Source organism: Amycolatopsis lurida, assembly GCF_900105055.1.
GTDB classification, from domain to species: Bacteria; Actinomycetota; Actinomycetes; order Mycobacteriales; family Pseudonocardiaceae; genus Amycolatopsis; species Amycolatopsis lurida.
The window spans coordinates 442965-463516 of sequence record NZ_FNTA01000004.1; the positions used below are offsets into that span (position 1 = coordinate 442965).

Sequence of the window (20552 nt, forward strand, 5' to 3'; positions counted from 1 at the left end):
CAATGGCGGCTGTCGAACTGACGCGTCGACTGCCGCGGATCCCCGGCGCGAGCGCGTTCGCACGAGTGGGCTAGATCGCCTCCATCCGGCCCGACGAGTGCGTTCGTGCCCATCCGAGCGATCCGGGCCCGAGGTCGAACGGAGTCGGCCACGGACACCCGATTGCCACACCGTCAGACGTGATCAGCCTCTTGATCAGGCACAACAGTCTTGACACATCAAATTTTGTGCATAATGCTTCTGAGTCGCCCCTCCCCTGCCGAGCGAAAGAGGTGTCCATGGCGGCCACCGAGCCCGACGTGACGAACCGGACGATGCGGCGCATCGCGATAGCGAGCGGAACCGGCACCGTCATCGAGTACTACGATTTCTTCATCTTCGCGACGGCCGCGGCCCTCGTGTTCCCCAAGGTCTTCTTCCCCGCGCTGGGCTCTGCCGCCGGGGTGGTCGCCTCGTTCGCGACGCTCGGCGTGGCGTTCGTCGCACGCCCGGTTGGATCGGTCCTGTTCGGGCACTTCGGTGACCGGCTGGGGCGGAAACGTACCCTGGTCACGACGCTGTTGATCATGGGCCTGGCCACCGCGTTGGTCGGCTTGATGCCGACGGCGGAGCAAATCGGCGTCATCGCGCCGATTCTCATCGTCATCCTGCGGTTCCTGCAGGGACTCGCGGTCGGTGGCGAATGGACCGGGGCGACGCTGATGGCCGCGGAGAACGCGCCCAAGGCCAAACGCGGCTTCTGGTCGATGGTCGGCGCGCTGGGTGGATCGATCGGTTTCGTGCTGGCGAGCGTGACCTTCCTGATCATCGGCGAGACGATGTCCGATGAGACCTTCCACAGCTACGGCTGGCGGATCCCCTTCATCGCGAGCCTCCTGCTGATCGCGATCGGGCTGTTCGTCCGGCTGAAGATCGACGAGACCCCGGTGTTCAAGGGCGAGGTGTCTCAGCGGGGCACCTCGCGGGCGCCGTTCGTGGAGGCGCTCAAGAGCCAGCCGCGCGAGATCGCCTTCGCCTCTGGCGTGCTCGTGATGACCTTCGCCTTCTACTATCTCGCCGTCGGGTACCTGATCAACTACGGCACCGCCGTGCTCAAGCTGCCCCGGACGACCGTGCTGCTGATCGGCATCGCGGCGGGCTTGATGTTCGGGCTGGCGATCGTGCTGGGAGCCGCGTACTCCGATCGCGTGGGACGCAAGAAGGTCATCCTCGCCGGGAACGCGGTGGCGGTGGTGTGGGCGCTGGCGCTGTTCCCGATCCTCGACTCGGCCTCGGCTGTCACCTTCGCGATCGGCTCTTGCGTGACTACGCTTATCGCCGGCTTCGCGTACGGGCCGGTCGGTGCCTTCATGCCGGAGTTGTTCCAGACGCGCTATCGGTACACCGCCACCGGGTTCAGTTACAACGTGGCAGGTGTCCTCGGCGGCGCGGTTCCGCCGCTCGTCGCGGCGGCGATCACCGCGGCGTACGGGGGTTTCGCGTTCGGGATCTTCCTCGCCGTGCTCTGCTTGATCAGCCTTGGCTGCACGCTCGCCCTCCGCGAGACCAGGAACGCGGAGATGAGCGAACCCGTGAAGGCTCCGGTCCACTGACGACGTCCCTTGGGATGCCGCTCCGGGAGCGGCATCCCAAGGGGTCAGCTGTCGAAGACCACGGTCGAGGCGTCGACAGCGGCTCCGCCACCGTCGGCGACCAGCACGTGCCCGGTCACCATCGAGGCGTCGCCGGACGCCAGGAACGCGCAGCACGCGGCGATCTCTTCAGGCTCCGCCACCCGGCGCAACGGAACGTGGGCCGCGCTCGCGGCATAGGCCTCGTCGAGTGTGATGCCCTCTCGCTGGGCGAGGTGGGCCATACTCCCCTCCGCGAGCGGCGTCCGTATGAAGCCGGGGCAAACCGCGTTGACCCGTACTCCCTTGGGGCCGAAGTCACGGGCGAGCCATTTCGTGAGGCCGATGATCGCCGCCTTGGCCGCGGTGTACCCGGCCGCTCCGGGCGGGCCGGCGATCAGTCCCGCGGTCGAGGCGAAGAGGACCAGCGACCCGCCGCTCGCCACCAGATGCGGCAGTGCCTCGCCGGCGAGGTAGAAGGATCCGTGCAGGTTCACATCGAGTGCGCGGTGGTACGAGTCGACGTGCTTCGGGCTCGCGCCGCCGCCGATCGCGGCACCTTGGGTGGCGATGACGGCGTCCAGGCCGCCGAGTTCCGCCGCGGCCCGCGCGACGACGTTCCGGACGGCCTCGCGATCGGTGCCGTCGGCGGGCAGCGCGAGTCCTCCGGTCTCCTCGGCGAGCTTGGCGAGCCGGGTTTCGTCGATGTCGGTGATCGCGATCTTCGCTCCGTCTTCGACGAGGCGGCGCGCGGTCGCGGATCCGACGCCGCCGGCCGCTCCGGTGATCAGCGCCCGTTCAGGCCTGCGCGGTGAGTGGACCATGTGTCAGCTCCGTGTCGATGAGAGCTCAGAGGCCAGGTCCGAAGAGGACCTGCTTGAGCTCGGTGAATTCGTGGATACCCTCCGGGCCGGATTCCCGGCCCCAGCCGGAGCCCTTCCGGCCGCCGAACGGGGCGGTGACGGTGGGTCCGAACGTGTTGATCGCGACGGAGCCGGTGGTGATCCGGGCCGCCGCGGCCATCGCGGCGTCACGGTCGGTCGTGTAGACCGTCGCCGCGAGGCCGAACCCCGTGTCGTTGGCCAGCGCCAGCGCGTCGTCGAAGTCGCGGTAGGTCAGTACGGCCGTGACCGGGCCGAAGACTTCCTCCCGCGCCAGTTCCGTGCCCCGTGCCACCTCGGTGAGCAACGTCGGCTCGTGGAAGAAGCCGGCCTCCAGCCCTGGAGGTCGGTGCCCGCCCGCGACGACCCGTGCTCCGTTGGCTTTCGCTCGCTCGATGAACCCCTCGGTCCGCTTCAGGGCCGCGTCGTTCACCAGCGGTCCCACGCGCGTCGCCGGGTCGAGGGGCTCGCCGATCTTCAAGTTCTGCCAAACGATGCGCAGCGCGTCGACGACCTCGTCATGGCGCTGTTCGGACACCAGGATCCGGGAAAGCAGGGCACACACCTGCCCCGCTCCCCCGGTGGCGCCGGGCACGAGCGACTTCAGCACGCGTTCGAGCGGCGCGTCGTCCAGGATGAGCGCGGGCGACTTCCCGCCGAGTTCGAAATGAGTCCGGGCGAATCGGTCGCGGGTGGCGTCCAGGATGCGCTGTGCCGCGACCTGGCCACCGGTGAGGGAGACCAGGTCCACGCGCGGGTCCGCGGTCAATCGCTCGGCCACGTCGATCTCGCCGCACAGGATGCTCAACGCGCCGGTCGGGAAGTGCGCCGCGATGGCGCATTCGGCCACCAGCCGCATGATCAGCTGTGATTCCGGCGCGGCTTTGACGATCACCGGGCAGCCTGCCAGGAGCGCCGGGATCACCTTGGTCGCCAGGGTCACCAGCGGACCGTTGTACGCCATGATCGCCACGACCACACCGGCGGGCTCCCGCCGAACGAGGACATCTCCGAGCGGAGAGTGGCGAACGTCTTCGCGCAGTGCGGCTTCCGCACTGTCCAATGCGGACCTCCACCCACCCGCGGCGCCGAACTTGTGCAGGATCGCACTGTAGGCGACCGGCATCCCGGCCTCGACGGCCCAAACGACGCCCAGCTCCGGGATCCTTTCCTCGATGGCCGCGCAGAAACGGCGGCACACCTCGACCCGTTCCGCCACCGAGGAGCGCGCCCAGGTGTCCCGGCCGGGCCCGTCCGCGCTTTCCAGTGCCAGCCTCGCTTCGGATTCCCCAGGGAGGACAACCTCCAGGACGATCTCGCCGGTCGACGGAGAGACCACCCGCCGGGTCAGACCGGTGGCCGTCACCCAGTCGCCGCCGACGAAGACCGACCCGGGGCCCGGCACCCGTACCCCGGCGACGTCCACGTACCTCATCGGCCGGCGAGGAAGAACGGGCTGACGGGCTTCAGGAACATCGTCGAGAACGGCGGGATCATGAAGTCCGGCAGCACCATCTCCCCGGAGATCAGCTGCCGCTTGACCTCGGCGCGGAAACCCTCCAGGTCCCCGGCGGTCTCGTAGATCGCGAGATGCCCGAGATCCGGTGTCACGACTCCTGGCAGCGGTTTGACGTCGGAGACCTCGAACCGCTGGGCCCGCAGCATTCCCGGTGCCGACATGATCTGCGGGATGTGCTCCTCGTCGTACCACTTCGCGAAGGTCGCGTCGTCGCCGGTGTGGCGGCTCCAGGCGAAGAACAGATGCCGGTCGTCGAGGTCATCCGCGTCGGCGAAACCTTCGGCGTGGAACGGTTCGCTGACCGCGGCCAGGAAGAGCGCCTTGAACGGCCTGTCCATGAAGTCCGGAAGCACCATCTCTTCCGACATCAGCTTCCGCTTGACCTCGGCACGGAACGGCTCAGCGGAACCCTCCATCTCGTAGATCGCCAGATGGCCGAAGTCGAGTGAGTTCACACCGGGCAGCGGCTTGGTGTCGGAGATGAGGAAACGCTGTGCTCCCACCATTCCCGGCACGTCCATCACCTGGGGGATGTGCTCCTCGTCGTACCACCGCGCGTAGGTGCCGTAGTCGGTGCTGTAGGTGCTCCACGCGAAGAACAGGTTGCGGTTCTCCGGGGTCGGCACGCCTGACGCCATGTCGCTGGTTCCTTTCTTTGCTGGGTAATGGAAACGTTCAGACGCGACGCTGCAGGCCGTCCCACAGCTTTTCGCGCAGGAGTTGTTTCTGGATCTTCCCCGTTCCGGTCTTGGGCAGTTCGTCGACGAAGACGACCCTCTTCGGGACCTTGTAACCGCCCAGATGAGCCCGGCAATGCGCGAGCACACCCTCCGGAGACAGCGTCGGCCCGGGCTCGGTCGACACGAAAGCGGTGATCGCCTCGCCCCACCGGTCGTCGGGTGCGCCGACAACGGCCACTTCGCGCACCCCGTGCAGCTCGGAGATGACGTTCTCTATCTCGCGCGGATAGACGTTGAACCCACCTGTGATGATCATGTCCTTCCGCCGGTCGAGCAGGAACAGGAAGCCGTTCTCGTCGAGGTAGCCGACGTCGCCCGTGTGGGCCCACCCGTCGGCGAAGGTCTCGGCCGTCGCTTCCGGCTGACGCCAGTACCCGGCGCTGACGTGGTCACCCCGCGTCCGGATCTCCCCGGCCGTCCCCGGCGCGACCGGCCGCCGGTCTGCGTCGACGATCTCGACCTCCACGTGCGGGGTCACCTTCCCCGCGGACGCCAGTCTGGGCAGTCCGCGTTCGTTGGTGGTCTCGACGTGGTCTCCGGGCAGCAGGGTGGTGATCGGTAGCTGGGCCTCACTGGCGCCGTAGAGCTGCTGCATCGCCTCGCCGAAGTAGGCTCGCGCCTTCGCCGCGCGATCGGGCTGGATCGCCGATCCCGCGTAGGGCAGGACCCGGACGTTCCCGACGCGCCCGGCAGGTTTCCCCCGGGTGGCGAGTTCCTCCAGCAGCATCGTGATCATGGTCGGGACCAGCGGCAGAACGGAGATCTCCCCGCCCTGCGCCGCATCGGCCACCCGCGCCGCGTCGAAAGCCCGTTCGTAGACGTTCAGTCCGCCGCTCGCGGTGACGACATCCGCGATACCGCCACTGAAGTGGCTGATCGGCGCGGTGTGCAGGGCGGCGTCCCCGGGTCCGAGGGCGGGAAGCACCTCGCGGGCGTTGCGGATCAGGGCGCCGACCGTCCGGTGCGTCACCCGGACCCCTTTCGGCCGCCCGGTCGAACCCGAGGTGTAGAGCAGCCAGGCGTCGTCCTCCGCGTCCGGCAGCGGCAGCTCGTCGTCCGTTCCGGAGGCCACGAACTCCTCGTAGGGAATCCGGCCGTGCGGCTCGCCGCCGCCCAGAACGACGATTTCCTTGACCTGCGGCGGTATCCACGCCGTACCGTGCTCGGCGAGCCAGGCACCGTCCACAAGCGCGAACGACGGGTCCGCGTCGGCGGCGATCTGGGCGAGTTCGGCCGGATGCAGCCGGGGCAGGAGCCCGACGCGGACGTGGCCGCCCAGCGCGAGTCCTTGGTAGGCCTCGGCCCATTCGCAGCTGTTCGGGGACAGGATCACCACCCGGTCCCCCGGTTCAGCGCCGAGGGACCGGAACGCCCGCGCGACCCGGCGAGCGCGGGTGCCCAGCTCGCCGTAGTTCAACTGCCGCGTGCCGTCCCTGATGGCCGGGCGGCTCGCGTGGTCCTGGTGTGCACGCGCGTAGACATGCGCCAGTGGAACTGGAGGCATCCGGATCACCCGAGCCGCGACGGTGCCCAGTCGCGCGTCGGCGACCGCCACGCGGGCCAGTGATCCTCGGGTTCGGGCCGGGTCACCGACAGGTGGGTGAAGCAGTCCTGGCATTTCACGACCATGCGCGGGCCGAGGTGATTGGCCACCGGGTAGCGGGCGATGTTCGTTCCCCGGCACGACGGGCAGACGGCCTCGACAGGCTGCCGCTCCACGGAGACACGCTCGGTCTCCGGACGCGGGAAGAGAAGTCGGTCGACGGACATGAAGCGCTCCTCTCAGAGAATCCAGTTCAGGGGTGTCGCGACGGGAACCGACCAGGTCCCCGCAGCGCGGCGTGCGGCCAGTTGCTTACGGAGGGAGGCGGTCGCTTCGTGGTCGATCCGGCCTTCGGTCGCGACGACACCGAACGCCAGTGCCACGAATTCCTCGCTGTAGAGGCCGTCGTCGAGGTCTCGCTGGAGTCGGCCCAGATCGCGTTCGAGCGGGTCGCCCCAGCCGCCTCCGCCACCGATGACGAAGCGGATCGCGTCGCCTGCCTTGAGCACCAGGCCGGAGAACTTGCCGGTCGAGTACCGCGCGCCTCGGCAGAAGTCGCCACCGTTGGGGTCCGGCCTGCCGTCGTCGTCGAACATGCCGAACAGCGGCTCGGCGGCGCGAAGGTCGAGTGGATCGGCGTGCCGTGCCAGGTCGAAGTCCTCGATGTACCAGCCGAAAGCGGGTGCGCCCGCGCCTCCGCCCGCCGCGCCGGGGGCGCCGATCCGGATGCGGTCGCAGGTGACCGTGACCATCGTGTCGGACTGGGCGGTGAGCGTGTACACCGAGCCGAGGCCGCCGCGGTACTGCCCGGCGCCGGCGGTGTCGAGGACCATCTCGTGCTGCGCGACGATCAGCGGGCTTTCGATCTCGACGTGCTCCTGCACCGAGGTGCGGCAGTTGCCGATCGGGGTGACGCAGAAGGAGATCCCGTCCTCCTTCCAGGTGCCGCCCCAGCCGCCGCCGGTGAGCGCGAAGGCGCCCCAGGGCATTCCCTCGTGTCCGGTACGGGTGTCGATGCCGCCGAGGCTGATGACAAGCGCGGTTCCGGTGTCGCAGGCGATCGACCGGTCGCCGACGGCCTCGCTGAGCGCGCTCGCGACCGCGTTGATCCCCCGGGCGCCGATGTCGGCGTGGTTGGAACAGCTCGACGGCGGAAGGACGCACACCACGCTGCCTTGGGGCAGCAGGGTTTCGATGGGACGGAGAGTGCCGCTGTTCACCGGTGTCCCCGAATCGACCATGAGCTTCACCGCTTCGATGCAGCGGGTGGCCTCGCACCAGGCGGTGCCGCAGTTGCCGAGCGGCTGCCGTCCCGAACCGGAGAAGTCGATCTCCATGCTGTCGCCGCGGACCTTCACCATGACCCGCACGGGGATCGGCTCGTCGGTGACGCCATCCTCGTCGAGAAAGTCCTCGACGGTGTAGTCGCCGTCCGGGATGCCCGCGATGCCGCGGCGCATGCTTGCCTCCGTGGCCTCGATCGCGTAGTGGCCGGCGGCCTTGACCTTCTCCAGCCCGCCGCGCGCGACGAGCGCCTGCAATTGCCGCTCCCCCACGACGAGGCAGCCGTGCAGTGCCCGCAGGTCACCGAGCACCAGCTGCGGCACCCGGTTGTTTTCGAGGATGTAGTTGAACAGCGGCCGCACGGGGACGTCGTTGGCGTACAGCAGCGACGGCGGGAGCTTGATCTGTTCCTCGAACGAGGTCTGCGTGCCGTTGGAGAAACCGCCGGGGATCGGACCGCCGAGATCGACCAGATGTGAGGTCGAGTGCAGGATGAACTCGACGCGGCCGTCCACGAACACCGGCCGCAGCAGGTTCACGTCGGACTGGTGGATGGTGCCGCGCCAGGGATCGTTGACGAAGATGACGTCGCCGGGCTGCAGGGTGTCGAGGTCGAACTCGTCCATCACGAAGTTGACGATGTGCGGCGAGGTGAAGGCGTGCTGCATGCAGCCTTCCCATTGCGCGGCGGTCTCCCAGGCGTCGCCGCTGCGGATGTGGATCGCCGTCGTGCAGTCGAGGATGTCCCGGCAGACCGGGGAGAACGCGCTGCGCATCAGCGCCTCGTTCATCTCGCGCGCGACCTCGATCAGGCCGTACCGCAGGATGTCGAGTTCGGACTCGGCCGTCGTGTGTTCAGCGGACAGGGTCATGATCGCTGCTCCTCAGCCGTTGTTCTCGATGATCAGGAGACGGTCTTCGCCGAGCCGGGCGCGACGGCCCGGCAGGACGACCGTCGTGGCGAACTTCTCCGAGACGATCGCCGGGCCTTCGACCACGGCCCCGGCTTCGAGGCGTTCGCGGACGTGTACGGGGACCGAGACCGTCCGGTCGGAACCGGGCACCCGCAGGTCGCGGTGTCCCAGTAGCGAGACACCGTCCTCCGCGGCCGCGCTCGGGACCTTGTGCGGGCGCGGGATCACCGCGGTCACCTCCAGCGTGGAGGCGACGACCGGGATCTCTGCGGCGGAGAAGCCGTAGGACTCCTGGTAGAAGGCGTGGAAGTCGGCGACGGTCTCCGGCACGCTGTCGGCGGTCACCCGGTCTCCCCGGATCGGCAGCCGGTTGTCCCAGGTCTGGCCGCGATACATCGCGAAGATCGCGCGGTCGAAGGTCAGGCCGTCGACGTCGACGCCTTGCGCGGTCAGTTCCTCGATGAGGTTCCGTTCCATGGCCGCGAATCCGTCTTCGATCGCGGTGGCGTTGTCCGGCGACAGCGGGACCATCACCGATCGGGCGCGGGTGGTGCGCAGGTCGCTTTGCAGCAGCCCCAGCGCGGAGAACTGACCGGGGGTGGTGGGGACGACGACGGTGTCGACCCCGAGGATCCGGGCGACGCGGTCCGCGAGCATCGGCCCGGCGGAGCCGAACGGGAGCAGCGCGAACTCGCGGACGTCGAGTCCCCGGTAGACCGAGATGGTGCGGATCTTGGCGGCGATGTCCTCGCACGCGACCTGGTAGGCGGCCTCGGCCAGTTCGTCGGCCGTGAGGTTCCAACGCTCGCCGGCGCGGGTCAGGGCGGCACGGGCGGCCTCGACGTCGAGGGTGATCCGGCCGTCGGCGAATAGATCCGGCTGCAGGACGCCCAATACGAGGCAGGCGTCGGTCAACGTGGCCTCGACCCCGCCGCGGCCGTAGCAGGCGGGCCCCGGATCCGAACCTGCCGATGCCGGCCCGACCGCGATCTGTCCCAGCGCGTTCGGCCCGATGACACTGCCCGCACCGGAGCCGACGCTCTCGACGTCGACCAGGGGCAGGGTGAGGGTCAGCCCCGTCTCCAGGGTCCACAGGTCGGTCAGCGGGGTCTTGGCGTCCACGATCGCGGCGACGTCGGTGCTGGTCCCGCCGACGTCCATGGTCAGCAGGTTCCGCCTGCCGGCGTCGCGGGCGAGGGCGATACTGCCGGTGACCCCGCCGACCGGGCCGGAGACCAGCTGGAACACCGGGGCGCGGCCCGCGTCCTGCACGGTGGCGACGCCCCCGTTGGTCATCATGATCCACAGCGTGCCGCCGAACGAGCGTTCGGCCAGCGCGGCGGTCAGCCGTTCGAGGTAGCCGACCACGGCCGGTCCGACATAGGCGTCGAGTGCGACTGTGGTGGTGCGCTCGTGTTCCTTGCTGACCGGGTACAGCGCGGACGTCTGGATGTAGGCGTTCGGCAGCTCCTCGGCGAGGATCTCCGCGGCTCGCTGCTCGTGCCCGCGGTTCTGATACGAGTTCATGAAACAGACGCCGACCGCTTCGACGCCCTGCTCGGCGAAGGCGCGTCCCGCCACCTGGACCGCCTCTTCGTCCAGCGGGAGCAGTTCCGAACCGTCGTAGGCGATCCGCTCCGGGATCCCGATCCGATCGCGCCGCTCCACGATGGGCCGTTCCTGGTGCGGGCGCAGCCAGGTCGGGTCGTAGAACCGGTCACCGAACTCCCGGTGCATCCGGCCGATGTCGAGCAGGTCGCGGTGCCCCTGCGTCGCCAGCAGCCCGGTCCTCGCGCCCGCCCTGCTCAGGAGGGCGTTGATCCCGACGGTGTGCCCGTGCACGATCTCCGCGACCTCGGGAACGGTGATGTCGATGGCGCCGAGGGCCTGCAGCACCCCCGACTCCTGTTCCCTGGTCGAGAGCACCTTCCCGTCGCGGATCTCCCCCGTCGTCCGGTTGAGTCCGATGATGTCGGTGAAGGTTCCCCCGACGTCGATGCCGACCAGCCAGTCGGCTGAGCCACGCTGCTCAGTCACTTTCCGCCTCCACGGTCGTCCGTGTATGAGGCGTTCATTCTGGGAACGGAGGGCCCGCGGCGGCATCGGCCAAGGGTCAGGGATTTCGTGCGACCTTAGGGCAGGTTCCGGCGGAGCCAGTACGCCATCGCTTCGGTGCGGCTGCTGACCCCGAGCTTGCGCAGGATGCTGGTGATGTGCGATTTCGCCGTACGCTCGGAGATCACGAGCCGCTGGGCGATGTGCCGGTTGGAGTGCCCGGCCGCGAGCAGATCCATCACCTGGCTCTCGCGCGCGGTGAGGCGGGGGTCCACCGTGGGCGGGGCCGGGGGCGCCTGCCGCGGGACAGCCGACGGGTTCGTCAGCAGCTGGTCCGCCGCGCCCCGCAGGAAGGCGACCCCTTCGAGCACCGTCAGCCTGCCGAGGGAATGGCTCAGTGCCTCGGCCAGCACGGACAGCAAAGCCTGGTCGGCGTCGTCGACATCGCGACGCTGGTGGTAGCAGTCGCCGTGCAGCAGCCCGGCGACCTCACCGTGCAGGGTCAACGGCGCGACACCGTACGAAGTGGACTTGGTGACGTGGATGAGGTCCTTGTCGACACGAGTGCTCCGCTGCGCGTCGAAGATCAACCTCGGCCTCCCGGATCGGACGACCTCGCCCTCGACGAGGTCTGCGCCGAGCTGAGGCGGCGAGGCTTTGCCGACAGCCACGATCTCGTCGGCCCACCGGGGCTCCTTGGTCACGCACATGGTGTGCAGCCGCCAGACCGAATCCTCCACTGTGGACACCAGAACCCGGTCGAAACCGAGACGGCACCCCGCTTCCGGAACCCGGCTGAGGAACTCGTCCACGGTGTTCGCGTCGCGAAGTGATGCCAGGGACTCCGCGACACTGCGGAGGAGGACGTGCCTATCGGCCAGCCTGGCTTCGGCGAGTTCACCCTCGAAGGCGCGGATACGGCCGAGCAGTTCAACCAGGGCCGGTGGCGCGGTTTCGCCCGTGCGTCGCAGGGTTTCGCCCATGACAGCGTTCCAGAGCCTGCCCAGTACCGTTTTGGCTTCGTCCGCCCACGGGCCTGCCGGCCGGGGCATCGGGATATCGAGGCCCAGGGCGGAACGCACGTCGGCGCACAGGTCGCGATACCGCCGCGCGAGGGCCTCGTCCGCTTCCATCGTCCACCTCGACAATCCACGCTTCTATCGACAATATATGATCTATTGCCTCTCGGCCAGCTTCAGCGCGGCGGCGAGGAACGGCCATGAGGTGTGCAGCTCTCGCTCCCAGTAAGGCCAGCTGTGCGTACCGTCGCCGTAGTAGTCGACAGTCACCGGGATCCCGTGAAGCCGGAGCCGGTCGGTGAAAGTGCGAGACGACGCCGACGCGGCGGCCTCGATGGGATCGGTCGACCATGGGTTTCCCGCTTGGCGTCCGTTACCCGAAGAGACGTACAGGGCGGTGCCTCGCAGGTCGTCGACGTGATCGAAGGGGTTGCGCGCGCTCCAGGCGGCGTGATCCCACCACTGCGAACCCCACAGGTCCTCGGGCCCGTGGCCCTGACGGACGAGGATCAGCTGGATCAACTGGGCCGCGGTGGGCAGCAGTGTGTTGGGAAGGCCGCTGTAGGACGCGGCCGCGGCGAACATTCCCTTGTGGCGGAAGGCGTAGGCCATCGCGCCGTAACCGCCGGTGGACAGGCCGGCCACCGCACGGGTCTGGTTGACCCGGAATCTGCTTTCGATCAGTTGCCGGACTTCGGTCGTGTGGAACGTTTCCCAGTCCGGTTTCCCGGAGCGCCACGCGGAGTAGAACGCCGCGTACCCACCGGCGGGCATCACCACCACGACGTCCTTGTCCGCGGTGAACTCTTCGACGTCGGTGTGCGCGGCCCAGCCGAGATAGTCCGGTGTCGGCACGGTGTCCTGATCCGCGCAACAGCCGTGCAGCAACCACAGTTGCGGGAACGAGCGTTCGGGCCGGGCGGTGTAGTTCGACGGGACCAGCACCCTGACCATGGCGGTGGTGCCCAGCGAGGGCGAGTCGATCGCGAGATCCGTTGTCCGCTCGTCGATCCGGACCTCGCCGACGACGCGGGCACCTTCGCCCGCCGCGGGCGGGATCGTCACGCCCGCGGCGACGACGAGCACAATGGTCGCGATCCTGAACAGCCGTCTCATCGGGAGTCCTCCGGGAAGTCGAGTTCGGCGGACAAGGCGGCCGCGAGCGCTGTGACGTGTGGCGGGTCGATCATCGAGACGTGGTCGCCGGGCACCCGTACAACCCGCAACCGCGGGCACAGCGCGTCCCAGCCGAGAGCTTCGTCGGTCCGCAGGTACCGTGGATCCAGCATCGTGGTCAGCGGATGCGGCTGATCCGCGCGGAGTAGCACAACCGTTCCGTACCACGGGCGCGGGGTGTACCGCTCGGCCAGCAGTGCGTCCACAGAGGACGTTCGCTGATGAAGCAGGACGCCCTCGCCGATCCCGGGCACTGCGGTGCGGACACGGTCGAGCACGAGCCCGATCCGGTCGTCCTCCCCGACGGCGGCGAGTTCGTCGTGGGACAGTCCGAGCGGGACGCCGTAGGTGCGCTCGATGTGTTCGGTGAAGCGGAGGAACCGGTCGAGCGGCGCGGTGTCCGGCCCGGGCAGCGGGAGGATCGAGTCGATGAGCACCACCGGCCCGACCAGCCTGCCTCGTTCGGTGAGCACCCGGGCGACTTCGTAGGCGAGGTAGCCCCCGAAGGACCAGCCCGCCAGCGCGCAGGGGCCGTCCGGTTGCCGGGCGATGATCAGGTCGGCGTAGTGCGCGGCTTTCTCTTCGACGGAGTCGAGGTGGTCGATCCGCTCGTAGCCGAGGCACGGACGGCCGAGCGCGGCCACGAGGGGCTGGTACACGCTCGTGGCCCCGCCCGCCGGATGGAACAGGTGCAGTGGCGGGCCGTCCCCGTCTCGCAGAGTACGGACGGTGCCTTCAGGAGAGGCGTCGAGCAGGTCGCGGACGACATCGGCCATGCCGGCCACGGTGGGGATGTCGAACAGGCCGGCAGGTTCGGTGCCGAGGCGGCGAGTGACGGCCTCGCGCAGCCGCCCTGCGGCCACGGCTGTGCCCCCGAAGTCGTCGTGCACGCCGACTTCGGGCACCTCCAGGACGTCACGCCACAGCGACGAGATCCAGCGTTCCGCGTGGTCGCGGGCTCCGACGACGACAGGAGCGGCGCCAGCCTCGATGCCGAGGTCCGCGGCGATGGCGGCGGCGATCTCGGACGTTCCCGCCCCGCGTAGGAGCAGAGCGGTGGACGGCTGGGTTCCGAACTCCCGCAGCACCGCCGTGCGCAACCGCAAGGCGGTCAACGAGTCGAGCCCCAGTTCGAGCAGCGGTGTCCGTGGATCCGGTGGAGAAATCCCCAGGACGTCGGCGATGCAGGCGAGCAGCCGTTCTTGGACGGTGCCGCTTCTCCCGGTCGGCGCCGAGCGGGAGACGAGTCCGGCCAGGAACGGCCGGTCCGCCAACGCTGGGAAGGCGTCGGCGACGGCGTTCGGGTCGCTGTCCAACAGGCCGAACGCCGGACGGCCGTCGGCGAGGACCGCGCCGAGCGCGTTCAAGGCGGAGGCGGGATCGATCGACGCCAGTCCCGCGTTGAGCCGCTCTTCGGCACCGTCACGGGTCCACGCGGCCCAGTTGACGGTGGTCGCGGGCAGCCCGGCGGCCCGGCGGAATGCCACCAGCGCGTCCAGCCAGGCGTTGGCGGTGGCGTGCGCGGTCTGACCGGGCGAACCGACCAACCCGGCCAGCGAGGACTGCGCGAGCCACCAGTCCAGTTCGACGTCCTTCGTGGCTTCGTGCAGCCGCAGGCCGCCGAGGACCTTGGGCCGCCAGGCGCGGGCCAGGTCGTCCGCGTCCAGCTCGGTCAGGACGCGGTCCGCGAGCAAGCCCGCGCCGTGCACCACACCCCGCAGGCGAACGCCCCCCTCCTGCGCACGTTCGACGAGCCGCTCGGCCACCCCGGATTCGGCCAGGTCGCCGAGCACGACGTCGACGTGCGCCCCTCGAGCACGCAGACCGTCGAGCACACCGGGGGCGGGTCCGGTCCTGCTGTTGAGGACCAGCCGGGTCGCGCCGTGGTCCGCCAGCCACCGGGCGATCAGCAGGCCGAGTTCGCCCAGGCCGCCGGTGATCACGTAGGCGCCAGGTCCGACCGGGACCGTGCCCGCCGCCGGGACGGTTCGAGTCAGTTTCGCGGCGAAGCGGCGGCCTTCGCGCCAGGCGACCTCGTCCTCCGGCTGATCCGCGCGGAGTTCGGCGACCAGCGAATCCATCCGGTCCAGGTCCACCTGTGTCGCGCGCAGCCCGGGATGTTCGAAGGCGAGCACCCGGATGACCGCGCGGAGCGAAGCGAGACCGGGGCGACCGGGCTCCCCCGGCAGCACGGCGTGCGCTCCTCTCGTGACGAGCCACAGGCGTGGCAGTTCGGGCCGATCGGCCAGTTTCCGCACCAGCGTTGCCACTCGGAGCACCTGTCGCTGGGCAGCGTCCGGGTCGGTGGCCTCTCCGGCGACCAGTACCACCGCGTCGGCCGGGCGGGAGGGGTCGGTGTGCACTCTGTCCCCCGCTTCGGCGAGAGCGGTGGCCAGTGCCGATTCGTCCACTTCGGACATCAGTGCCCAGGTTTTCGGACCGGATGCTTTCTGCGGCAACGGAACAGGCTCCCAGCGCGGTTCCAGCGCGGTGACCGGCGTCTTCAATCGCGAAGCCCGGACTCGCGCGAATTCGACCAGCACGGTGTCGTCGTCGGCCAGCAACTGGACGGTGCCGGTGATGCCGTCCGGGGTGGATCCGGTGACCTCGGCCGCGCACCAGGTGCCGCGTGAGGGATCGCCGAGTAGTCGGACCGAGCCGAGGACGGTGGGCACGTACCGTCCGGGGGCGGCCCCGGAACTCGCCGCGGCCGCGGCGAGGACGTGGAGGCAGGCGTCGGCGAGCGCGGGATGCAGTGCGTATGCCGGATGCCGTGTCGCCTCGTCGGGCAACGTCAGGCGGGCGGACGCGGCTCCGCTAGCCGCGTGCACACCGTGGAGTGCACGGAAAGCCGGTCCATACGCGTGGCCGGCGTCGGCGAAACGGCTGTACAGGTCGATGTCCGGTCCCTCGACCCTCGACAGCGGTGGAGGGGCGGCCGTGTCGTCGTCCACGACCGTGGCCCGGGCGTGGGTGACCCATTCGCCGACCGAACGTGCCACCACTGTGAACTCGTCACCGGTCAAGCTCGAGGTGACCGTGACCGGAGCTGCTAGGTGCAGGAGGGCCTCCAGGGTCAGCTCGCGGACGGCCTTTCCGCCTGCGGCCAAAGCCAGTTCCAGGTAGCCGGTGGCAGGGAAGACAGGGACGTCCTCCAGGGCATGGTCGGCGAGCCACGGGAGACGTTCGGCCGAGATCTCCGCCTGCCACAGGTGACGGCCGTCCTCCGGCACCTCGACGTGTGCGCCGAGCAGCGGATGCCTGGCCGGAAACGCCGTCGTGGCTCGCCAGTACCGGGTGTGTCGCCAACGTGGCCCGGGTAGGTCGAGGACCGGCGCCTCCGGATAGTGCCCGCGTAGCGCCCCGGGGTGCCCGGCGGCGTGCAATCCCGCGAGCGCGGGCATGAAGCCGTCGGCGTCGCGGCTGGTGCTCGCCAACGCCAGAGTGTCCGGGCCGCAGGTGTCCTCGATGGCGGTCAAGGTCACCGGATGCGGCGCGATCTCCAGGAAGACCGTATGTCCGTGATCCCTGGCGGCCTGCAAAGCCTGTGCGAAGCGCACCGGACGCCGCAGATTGGCCGTCCAGTGGTCGAGGTCGAATTTCGGCTCCGTCACCGGGTCTTCGGGGACGCTCGAGAACACCCGGACCGAGGGCGCCGACGACGTCACCGCCCCGACAGCGTCGCGGAATCGCCGTAACCCCGGCTCGACGGCCGCGGTATGCGCGGCCGCACCGATGGGCAGGCGACGGGCGAACCGTCCTTCAGCCGACGCCCAGGCCACGACGCGGTCGACAGCCGGCGCGGGCCCGGCGACGGTGCACTGGCCGGGCGACGCGTACACCGCGACCTCCAGGCCGGGAAAACGAGCGTCCACTTCGGACGCCGACAGTTCGACCACCGCCATCGCGCCCGCGTTCGCGATGTCCAGCCCGGCGAGAAGCCGCGCACGTGCGCGGACCACCAGCAGTCCCTGCTGGACCTCCAGCGCTCCCGCCACGACCGCGGCGGCGACCTCCCCCACCGAATGCCCCACCACGGCGGCCGGGTGTACTCCACGGCTTTCCCAGTACCGTGCGAGAGCGACCTGCACACCGAACAACGCCGGTTGCGCCACCTGGAGATCGCCGTCGTCACCTTCCAGCGCGTCGCGCAACGAGAAACCGCATACCTCGGTGAACACGGGGTCCAGGTCGGCCACGGCGGCGGCGAAATCGGGTTCGGCGGCAGCCAGCCGTGTCCCCACGCCGGTCCAGGACGCCCCGAATCCGGAGAAGACGAACACGGGCGCGGCCGCTTCGGCACGGACGAGATCCGTGTTCACCTCCGGCGCGGCATCACCGCGCGCGATCGCCCGCAGCCCGGCGACGGCGGCGGCACGGTCGGCCGCGCGCACGACGCCGCGGACACGGCCGTGGTCACGCCGCCGCGCCAAGGCCGCGGCCACCGACGGCAGGGATACGTCGGATCGTTCTTCGAGCCAGTCCGCGAGATCGGCGGCCTGGGTGGCGAGCCGGCCGGAATCCGCACCGGACACGGCGAAGAGTTCGGTCCGGCGCTCGTCTACGGCTGCGGGAGCAGGTGCCTTGGGCCACTCCTCCACCACGACGTGGGCGTTGGTCCCCCCGAAGCCGAACGCGGAGACCCCGGCGCGCGCACGGCCCGAATAGCGCGGCCACGGTGTGGGTGTGCTGACCACACTGAGGCCGTCGAAAGCGATGTGCGGATTGGGTTCCCGGAAGTGCAGGACAGCCGGGACGAGGCCGTGATCGAGGGCGAGGACGACCTTGATCAGCCCCGCAATCCCCGCCGCCCCTTCCAGATGTCCCAGGTTTGTCTTCACCGATCCCAGTAGTAGCGGGTTTTCCGAGGTCCTCCCGGAACCGAGTGCCGCCCGGAGCGCACCCGCTTCGATCGGGTCGCCCAGCAGGGTCCCGGTGCCATGCGCCTCCACATAGTCCACAGTGGACGAATCGACCGCTGCCACGGAATAGGCTTCGCGCAAAAGATCGGCCTGTGCCGCGGGATTGGGGGCCATCAGTCCGTTGGACCGGCCGTCGGAATTGACCGCGCTGCCACGCAGGACCGCCAGGATCCGGTCGCCCGCCGACCGGGCGTCCGCGAGCCGCCGCAGGACGACCACCCCGCATCCTTCGCCGCGCACGATCCCGTCGGCCGAGGCGTCGAAGGCCTTGCAGCGTGAGTCGGCGGCGAGCAGCCCGGCAAGCCGGAAAGTGGTGAAGGGACCTTCGCTGAGCAAGAGGTTCACCCCACCGGCCAGCGCGAGGTCACATTCTCCGCGTTGCAGGCTCGCCAAAGCGTGGTGTACCGCGACCAGCGACGAGGAGCATGCCGTGTCCACGACCACCGAGGGACCTCTCAGGTCCAGCAAGTAGGACAGGCGGTTGGCCACGATCGCGGCCGACGCCCCGGTGCCCGACCAGGCGTCGACCCGTCCGGGGTCGGCCATGCTCAACGCCCCGTACTCGGCGGCCGAGACACCCGCGAAGACCCCCGTCCGGCTGCCCCGAAGCCCGCCCGGGGCGATACCCGCGTGCTCCAGAGCCGCCCAGGCGACCTCCGCCATGATCCGCTGCTGCGGATCCATCGCCTCTGCCTCGTGGGCGGTGACACCGAAGAACTCCGCGTCGAAGCCGGCGACGTCGTCGAGATAGCCGCCCGGTTCGTCGGGTCCTTCACGGCCGGGAGGCCGAGGACCGATGACGTCTCGTCCGTCGGTCAGCAACTCCCAGAACCCGGCGGGAGAGTCGATCCCACCCGGCAGGCGGCAGCCGACACCGATGACTGCGATCGGCTCCGCCTCGACGGCGGGACCGGTCCTGGTGCCCTGGGGATGGGGTGCGAGCAGCGCGGCGACCAGTTCGGTGACGCTCGGGTGCCGGTAGACCAGATCCGGAGCGACAGGCCTGCCCAGGACGTCACCGAGTTCGCCTGCGACACCGACGGCGTCACGCGACGAGACGCCCAGATCGCGCAGCGGCCGGTCCACCTCGATCAGGCCGGGCGGCAGCGACGTCAGTTCCGACAGGCGGGTGACCAGCCAGGCGGTGAGCTCGGCGGGGGTCATGCGAACTCCGCCAGGTACCGGTCACGGCAAGCCGACCGGGCGATCTTCCCGCTGGAGGTGCGGGGCAACGTGTCCGGCTCGACGAGCCGCACGTCCTGCAAGGCGAGCCCGTGCCGCCGGGCGACCGCGGCACGCACGGTCGCGGCGAACCGCAGAGTGTCCACGGCACCCGGCTCGATCCGGCGGTTGCGCTCGGCGAGGACGACCGCGCGTTCACCGCCCGGGGTGTTCACGGCGAACGCGACACTATTGCGCGGCCGGACGGCGTCGTGTGCGCCTTCGACGGTGTCCTCGACGTCCTGCGGGTAATGGTTGCGTCCGTCCACGATGATCAGATCCTTGATCCGCCCGGTCACGTACAACTCCCCCTCATGCCGTGCGCCCAGATCGCCGGTGCGCAGCCAGCGGCCGAGGCCGGGCCGGTCGGCCAGCCGCGCGCCGAACACGGCGGCGGTCTCCACCGGCCGGTTCCAGTAGCCACGCCCGACGTTGGGCCCGTTCACCCAGATCTCGCCCACCGTCCCGTCGGGTACCTCCCGCTCGGTGCCCGGATCGACCACCAGCACCCGCTGGTCTATCGACCGTCCACAGGAGACGAGTTCGACACCGCCTTCCGCTGTTTCGGTGAGCTTTCCGCCTGCCAGCGCCGCCCGGTCGAACCGCCGTCCTCGCGCCACCGAACCCGCCGTGCTCGCCGAGACGTACACCGTGGCCTCGGCAAGCCCATAGGACGGACGGTGGGCCTCGGGTCTGAGCCCGCACTCCGCGAACGCCTCCCGGAAGCGCTCGATCGCGGCGGGGCGTACGGGCTCGCTCCCATCGACCAGGGCGAGAACGGTGTCCAGCCGCAACAACGCTTTTTCCGGCCCGCGGACCCGCGCGGCGGCGTAGGCATAGGCGAAGCCGGGTGCCGCGGTCACCGCACCGGGGTTGTCCGACAGCGCCTGTAGCCATCGCAGCGGCTGTTCCAGGAACGCCAGCGGTCGCATCAGGACGGTGCGGACCCCGCTCACCAGCGGCCCGGCGACCGACAGTATCAGCCCCATGTCGTGGAAGAGCGGCAGCCAGCTCACCGTGACGCCTTGCCCGCTGCTGACCCCGTAGGCCGCGCAGGCCTGCCGCGCGTTGGCGACGACGTTCCCGTGCGTGATGACCACGCCGCGCGGGGTGCCGGTGGAGCCCGAGGTGTATTGCAGGTACGCGACGTCGTCGGGGGTCAGGGCGACCGCCGCGGTTTCCCCACGCGCGTCCGGAATTTCCTCCACCGCGTGGACGGCGACGTCGTTCATCCCCCGCTCGTCGAGAAAGGCCCGGACCTGCCCGCTCTCGTCCGCCCCGGTCAGCACCAGGCGGGGCGCGCAATCGGCGAGCACGGCGGCGAGCCGGTCTCCGTGGCCCGGCAGATCCGGGCCGAAGAGCGGCACCGCCACCGCGCCCGCGCGCAGGATTCCCAGGAACGCCGTGACGTACCCGGGACTCTGATCCGCCATGATCGCCACCGGTTCCCCGGCGCCCACCCTCGTACGCAGCCAGACCGCGATGTCGGTGGCCCGGTCGTCGAGCCGGCGCCAGGTCAGCGAAATCGCGCGCCCGGCGGGATGCCGCCGGTGGTCCAGGAACGTGAGGGCCACGGCGTCGCCGTCCAAAGCGGCACACGCCGCGAGCTGCCCTGGCAACGGGGCGATGGCCGTCGAAACGGCTGCGACCGAGATCATCGAATCTTCC

The 20552-nt window shown here is 69.8% G+C and carries 12 protein-coding genes; 1 reads left to right on the top strand and 11 read right to left on the bottom strand.

Translation table 11 applies throughout. The annotated features are described in order from the left end of the window. Window positions 1-278: 278 nt before the first annotated feature. The gene (locus BLW75_RS07230; RefSeq protein WP_034307037.1) at window positions 279-1592 is read left to right on the top strand and encodes an MFS transporter; all 1314 of its coding nucleotides are present in this window, start codon (window positions 279-281) and stop codon (window positions 1590-1592) included. 44 nt (window positions 1593-1636) lie between these two features. Here BLW75_RS07230 and BLW75_RS07235 read toward each other — a convergent pair whose 3' ends face one another. From BLW75_RS07235 to BLW75_RS07285, 11 genes are all read right to left on the bottom strand, one after another. Beyond that, entirely contained in the window at window positions 1637-2434 is a 798-nt protein-coding gene (locus BLW75_RS07235; protein ID WP_034307040.1) for an SDR family NAD(P)-dependent oxidoreductase, read from the bottom strand. 25 nt (window positions 2435-2459) lie between these two features. Further along, entirely contained in the window at window positions 2460-3926 is a 1467-nt protein-coding gene (locus BLW75_RS07240) for an aldehyde dehydrogenase family protein (protein ID WP_091597018.1), read from the bottom strand. Continuing rightward, the gene (locus tag BLW75_RS07245; protein ID WP_034307042.1) at window positions 3923-4648 is read right to left on the bottom strand and encodes a hypothetical protein; all 726 of its coding nucleotides are present in this window, start codon (window positions 4646-4648) and stop codon (window positions 3923-3925) included. The genes BLW75_RS07240 and BLW75_RS07245 overlap by 4 nt, the downstream gene beginning before the upstream one ends. A gap of 37 nt (window positions 4649-4685) precedes the next feature. Continuing rightward, window positions 4686-6254 carry a class I adenylate-forming enzyme family protein gene (locus BLW75_RS07250; RefSeq protein ID WP_158005353.1) on the bottom strand — a complete coding sequence of 523 codons (1569 nt, stop codon included), beginning with the start codon at window positions 6252-6254 and terminating at the stop codon, window positions 4686-4688. Window positions 6255-6259: 5 nt separating this feature from the next. Then, window positions 6260-6520, bottom strand: a complete 261-nt coding sequence (locus BLW75_RS07255) for a hypothetical protein (RefSeq protein ID WP_034307044.1) — start codon at window positions 6518-6520, stop codon at window positions 6260-6262. 12 nt (window positions 6521-6532) lie between these two features. After that, a complete protein-coding gene (locus BLW75_RS07260; RefSeq protein ID WP_034307047.1) occupies window positions 6533-8449 on the bottom strand; it encodes a hydantoinase B/oxoprolinase family protein in 1917 nt (638 codons plus the stop codon). A 12-nt stretch (window positions 8450-8461) separates the two neighbouring features. Further along, entirely contained in the window at window positions 8462-10528 is a 2067-nt protein-coding gene (locus tag BLW75_RS07265) for a hydantoinase/oxoprolinase family protein (RefSeq protein ID WP_034307049.1), read from the bottom strand. A 95-nt stretch (window positions 10529-10623) separates the two neighbouring features. Continuing rightward, complete coding sequence (locus BLW75_RS07270) at window positions 10624-11679, bottom strand: LuxR C-terminal-related transcriptional regulator (protein ID WP_091597027.1); 1056 nt, start codon at window positions 11677-11679, stop codon at window positions 10624-10626. Between the two features lie 42 nt (window positions 11680-11721). Beyond that, entirely contained in the window at window positions 11722-12681 is a 960-nt protein-coding gene (locus BLW75_RS07275; protein WP_034307052.1) for an alpha/beta hydrolase, read from the bottom strand. After that, a complete protein-coding gene (locus tag BLW75_RS07280) occupies window positions 12678-18827 on the bottom strand; it encodes a type I polyketide synthase (RefSeq protein WP_034307054.1) in 6150 nt (2049 codons plus the stop codon). The genes BLW75_RS07275 and BLW75_RS07280 overlap by 4 nt, the downstream gene beginning before the upstream one ends. After that, entirely contained in the window at window positions 18824-20542 is a 1719-nt protein-coding gene (locus BLW75_RS07285) for a fatty acyl-AMP ligase (protein WP_034307057.1), read from the bottom strand. Before BLW75_RS07285 ends, BLW75_RS07280 begins: the two co-directional genes overlap by 4 nt. Window positions 20543-20552: the final 10 nt, after the last annotated feature.

Excerpts from the sequence above, each read along its gene's own strand:
- BLW75_RS07235 (WP_034307040.1), bottom strand. The coding sequence starts at position 2,434 with ATGGTCCACTCACCGCGCAGGCCTGAACGGGCGCTGATCACCGGAGCG.
- BLW75_RS07270 (WP_091597027.1), bottom strand. The coding sequence starts at position 11,679 with ATGGAAGCGGACGAGGCCCTCGCGCGGCGGTATCGCGACCTGTGCGCC.
- BLW75_RS07240 (WP_091597018.1), bottom strand. The coding sequence starts at position 3,926 with ATGAGGTACGTGGACGTCGCCGGGGTACGGGTGCCGGGCCCCGGGTCG.
- BLW75_RS07275 (WP_034307052.1), bottom strand. The coding sequence starts at position 12,681 with ATGAGACGGCTGTTCAGGATCGCGACCATTGTGCTCGTCGTCGCCGCG.
- BLW75_RS07285 (WP_034307057.1), bottom strand. The coding sequence starts at position 20,542 with ATGATCTCGGTCGCAGCCGTTTCGACGGCCATCGCCCCGTTGCCAGGG.
- BLW75_RS07260 (WP_034307047.1), bottom strand. The coding sequence starts at position 8,449 with ATGACCCTGTCCGCTGAACACACGACGGCCGAGTCCGAACTCGACATC.
- BLW75_RS07250 (WP_158005353.1), bottom strand. The coding sequence starts at position 6,254 with ATGCCTCCAGTTCCACTGGCGCATGTCTACGCGCGTGCACACCAGGAC.
- BLW75_RS07245 (WP_034307042.1), bottom strand. The coding sequence starts at position 4,648 with ATGGCGTCAGGCGTGCCGACCCCGGAGAACCGCAACCTGTTCTTCGCG.
- BLW75_RS07230 (WP_034307037.1), top strand. The coding sequence starts at position 279 with ATGGCGGCCACCGAGCCCGACGTGACGAACCGGACGATGCGGCGCATC.
- BLW75_RS07255 (WP_034307044.1), bottom strand. The coding sequence starts at position 6,520 with ATGTCCGTCGACCGACTTCTCTTCCCGCGTCCGGAGACCGAGCGTGTC.
- BLW75_RS07280 (WP_034307054.1), bottom strand. The coding sequence starts at position 18,827 with ATGACCCCCGCCGAGCTCACCGCCTGGCTGGTCACCCGCCTGTCGGAA.